At 74.1% G+C, this 4,225-nt stretch carries 3 protein-coding genes; 1 reads left to right on the top strand and 2 read right to left on the bottom strand.

Annotated features, from left to right (window positions below; all coding sequences use genetic code 11):
* Window positions 1-153 precede the first annotated feature (153 nt).
* Both H5J33_RS38770 and H5J33_RS38765 read right to left on the bottom strand, forming a co-directional pair.
* A complete protein-coding gene (locus tag H5J33_RS38770) occupies window positions 154-282 on the bottom strand; it encodes a hypothetical protein (protein WP_399552919.1) in 129 nt (42 codons plus the stop codon).
* The gene (locus H5J33_RS38765) at window positions 279-416 is read right to left on the bottom strand and encodes a DUF4157 domain-containing protein (protein WP_399552918.1); all 138 of its coding nucleotides are present in this window, start codon (window positions 414-416) and stop codon (window positions 279-281) included. Before H5J33_RS38765 ends, H5J33_RS38770 begins: the two co-directional genes overlap by 4 nt.
* A gap of 437 nt (window positions 417-853) precedes the next feature.
* On the opposite strand from H5J33_RS38765, the gene H5J33_RS25710 reads away from it, so the two are divergent.
* On the top strand, window positions 854-4,225 hold a 3,372-nt coding region (locus H5J33_RS25710; protein WP_181797244.1), incomplete at its 3' end, for a pyruvate carboxylase.

Below are 4,225 nucleotides of genomic sequence, written 5' to 3'. Positions count from 1 at the left end.
CGCGTCCGCATCGAGGAGACCGAGAAGACCAAGAAGATCGTCGTCACCCCGGACGACGGCCGGACGGTTCCCGCCGACGCGTCACCCGGCTGTGATCCCCCCCGGCCGGGATCATCTGACGACCGGCCTCGCAGGGCCCCCGGCAGCCCCCGGTCATCCGGCCGCGGCGGCCGGTGCGTCGATCGCCTCCGTCTCCCGCTCGAAGCGGTCGGACGGGCCGGAGACCTTCAGCCCCGAGCCGTTGTCGGTTCCGGCGGCAGGTCCCCGGCGCCGCTGGATCACCTGCGTCGGCTCATGGGCGCGGGTGTGCTTGTCGCCGCCTCCCTCACCGCGTCGCTGTGGACACGGACGCCGGGGAAGTCCGCACCGAGCCGGTTCTCCAACTCGGCCCGGGCCCGGCCGGCCCGGCGGAGCATCCGTACGACCGCGGCGTTGCGCGCACCAGCCCGGCAGGAGGTGAGGAGGAGACACGGCCGGTTCGGGGCGCGGAGTCCCGGCGAGGTCGCTGACACGACGGGGCGACGGGCTCGCCCACCGGGCCTTGCCGGGAGTGCTCGGCGGCCACATGGACACCTTTCACGACCAGCGCGGACACCGTGCGCGCCCGCCGCGTGGTCATCGCCGCGGGGGAGAACCGCCGGGAACGGTCACCGGCCACGAGACCGGGCGACCTGCGTGAAGTCCCCGTGGTGCGGCCGGTGCGGCGCGTCCCTGTGGCGCCGGCCACCCCGCCGGTGTGATGGTTTTCGCACCTCGGCCCGTACGGGCAGCCCCTAGGGTGGCCCGCGAGTGACGGCAGGGCGGGCCGAGGCCAGGGTGTTCGTCGCCGGCAGGCAGCTGAAGGGAATCCAGGATGTTCCGCAAGGTGCTGGTCGCCAACCGCGGGGAGATCGCGATCCGCGCGTTCCGGGCGGGCTACGAACTCGGCGCGCGAACCGTCGCCGTCTTCCCGCACGAGGACCGCAACTCACTGCACCGGCTCAAGGCCGACGAGGCGTACGAGATCGGCGAGCCGGGGCATCCGGTGCGGGCCTACCTCTCCGTCGAGGAGATCGTGGCCGCCGCCCGCCGGGCGGGCGCCGACGCCGTCTACCCGGGCTACGGCTTCCTGTCCGAGAACCCCGAGCTGGCCCGCGCCTGCGAGGAGGCGGGCATCACCTTCGTCGGCCCCGGCGCGGACACGCTGGAGCTGACCGGAAACAAGGCGCGCGCGGTCGCCGCCGCCCGCGCGGCCGGCGTGCCGGTCCTCGGCTCCTGCCCGCCCTCCACCGACGTGGACGAACTGGTGCGCGCCGCCGACGGCATCGGCTTCCCCGTCTTCGTCAAGGCGGTCGCGGGCGGCGGCGGGCGCGGCATGCGCCGCGTCGACGACCCGGCCCGGCTGCGCGAGTCCATCGAGGCCGCCTCCCGCGAGGCCGCCTCCGCCTTCGGCGACCCGACCGTCTTCCTGGAGAAGGCCGTCGTCGAGCCCCGCCACATCGAGGTGCAGATCCTCGCCGACGGCGAGGGCGACGTCATCCACCTCTTCGAACGCGACTGCTCGCTCCAGCGCCGCCACCAGAAGGTCATCGAGCTGGCCCCCGCCCCCAACCTGGACCCGGAACTGCGCGAGCGGATCTGCGCCGACGCCGTCCGCTTCGCCCGCGAGATCGGCTACCGCAACGCCGGAACCGTGGAGTTCCTCCTCGACCGCGACGGCAACCACGTGTTCATCGAGATGAACCCGCGCATCCAGGTCGAGCACACCGTGACCGAGGAGGTCACCGACGTCGACCTGGTCCAGGCCCAGCTGCGCATCGCCGCCGGCGAGACCCTCGCAGACCTCGGGCTCTCCCAGGACACGGTCACCCTGCGCGGCGCCGCCCTGCAGTGCCGGATCACCACCGAGGACCCCGCCAACGGCTTCCGCCCGGACACCGGCCGGATCAGCGCCTACCGCTCCCCGGGCGGCTCCGGCATCCGGCTGGACGGCGGCACCACCCACGCCGGTACGGAGATCAGCGCGCACTTCGACTCGATGCTGGTCAAGCTCACCTGCCGGGGCCGCGACTTCCAGGCCGCCATCGGCCGGGCCCGGCGCGCGGTCGCCGAGTTCCGCATCCGCGGCGTGGCCACCAACATCCCCTTCCTCCAGGCGGTCCTGGACGACCCCGACTTCCGGGCGGGCCGGGTCACCACCTCCTTCATCGAGCAGCGCCCGCACCTGCTGACCGCCCGGCACTCCGCCGACCGCGGCACCAAGCTGCTCACCTACCTCGCCGACGTCACCGTCAACAAGCCGCACGGCGAACGGCCCGGGCTGCCCGACCCGCTGACCAAGCTGCCGCCGCTGCCCGCCGGCGAGCCGCCCGCCGGATCCCGGCAGCTCCTCGTGGACCTCGGCCCCGAGGGCTTCGCCCGGCACCTGCGCCGGTCGCCGACGCTCGGCGTCACCGACACCACCTTCCGCGACGCCCACCAGTCCCTGCTGGCCACCCGGGTACGCACCAAGGACCTCCTCGCCGTCGCCCCGGCCGTCGCCCGCACCCTGCCGCAGCTCCTCTCCCTGGAGTGCTGGGGCGGCGCCACCTACGACGTGGCGCTGCGCTTCCTCGCCGAGGACCCCTGGGAACGGCTGGCCGCCCTGCGCGAGGCCGTCCCCAACATCTGCCTCCAGATGCTGCTGCGCGGCCGCAACACCGTCGGCTACACGCCGTACCCGACCGAGGTCACCGAAGCCTTCGTACAGGAGGCCGCCGCCACCGGCATCGACATCTTCCGCATCTTCGACGCCCTCAACGACGTGGGTCGGATGCGCCCCGCCATCGACGCCGTACGGGAGACGGGCACCGCCGTCGCCGAGGTCGCCCTCTGCTACACCGCCGACCTCGACGATCCGTCGGAGCGCCTCTACACCCTGGACTACTACCTGCGCCTGGCCGAGCGGATCGTCGAGGCCGGCGCCCACGTCCTCGCGATCAAGGACATGGCGGGCCTGCTGCGCGCCCCGGCCGCCGCCAGGCTGGTCTCGGCGCTGCGCCGCGAGTTCGACCTGCCGGTGCACCTGCACACCCACGACACCGCGGGCGGCCAGCTCGCCACCTACCTCGCCGCGGTCCAGGCGGGCGCGGACGCCGTCGACGGAGCGGTGGCCTCCATGGCCGGGACCACCTCCCAGCCGTCGCTGTCCGCGATCGTCGCCGCCACCGACCACTCCGAGCGGCCCACCGGCCTCGACCTGCAGGCGGTCGGCGACCTGGAGCCGTACTGGGAGGGCGTCCGCAGGATCTACGCCCCGTTCGAGGCGGGCCTCGCCTCGCCGACCGGCCGCGTCTACCACCACGAGATCCCCGGCGGCCAGCTGTCCAACCTGCGCACCCAGGCCGTCGCCCTCGGCCTCGGCGACCGCTTCGAGGACATCGAGGCGATGTACGCCGCCGCCGACCGCATCCTCGGCCGCCTGGTCAAGGTCACCCCGTCCTCCAAGGTGGTCGGCGACCTCGCCCTGCACCTCGTGGGCGCCGGGGTCGCACCGGAGGCCTTCGAGGCCGACCCCGGTACCTTCGACATCCCGGACTCGGTGATCGGCTTCCTGCGCGGTGAGCTGGGCACCCCGCCCGGCGGCTGGCCGGAGCCGTTCCGCACCAAGGCGCTCCAGGGCCGCGCGGCGCCCAAGCCCGTGCCCGAGCTGTCCGCCGAGGACCGCGAGGGGCTGGCCGAGGACCGCCGGGCCACCCTCAACCGGCTGCTGTTCCCCGGCCCCACCCGCGAGTTCGAGACGCACCGCCAGTCCTTCGGCGACACCGGCGTGCTGGACAGCAAGGCGTTCTTCTACGGCCTGCGCCCCGGCAAGGAGTACGCCGTCGACCTGGAGCCCGGGGTCCGGCTGCTGATCGAGCTCCAGGCGATCGGCGAGGCCGACGAGCGCGGTATGCGCACCGTGATGTCCACGCTCAACGGCCAGCTGCGGCCCATCCAGGTCCGGGACCGGGCCGCCGCCTCCGACGTCCCCGTGACGGAGAAGGCCGACCGGAACAACCCGGGCCACGTCGCGGCGCCCTTCGCCGGTGTGGTGACCCTGGCCGTCGCCGAGGGCGACGCGGTCGAGGCCGGTGCCACGGTCGCCACCATCGAGGCGATGAAGATGGAGGCCGCGATCACCGCCCCGAGGGCGGGCCGGGTCTCCCGGCCGGCCATCAACCGCGTACAGCAGGTGGAGGGCGGCGACCTGCTGGTGGAGATCGTC

Origin of the sequence: Streptomyces sp. WELS2, assembly GCF_013870595.1 — a bacterium.
Lineage (GTDB): Bacteria > Actinomycetota > Actinomycetes > Streptomycetales > Streptomycetaceae > Streptomyces.
Note: the sequence above shows the minus strand (reverse complement) of the source record. Positions and strands in the feature narration are given on the sequence as shown.

Excerpts from the sequence above, each read along its gene's own strand:
- H5J33_RS38765 (WP_399552918.1), bottom strand. The coding sequence starts at position 416 with ATGCTCCGCCGGGCCGGCCGGGCCCGGGCCGAGTTGGAGAACCGGCTC.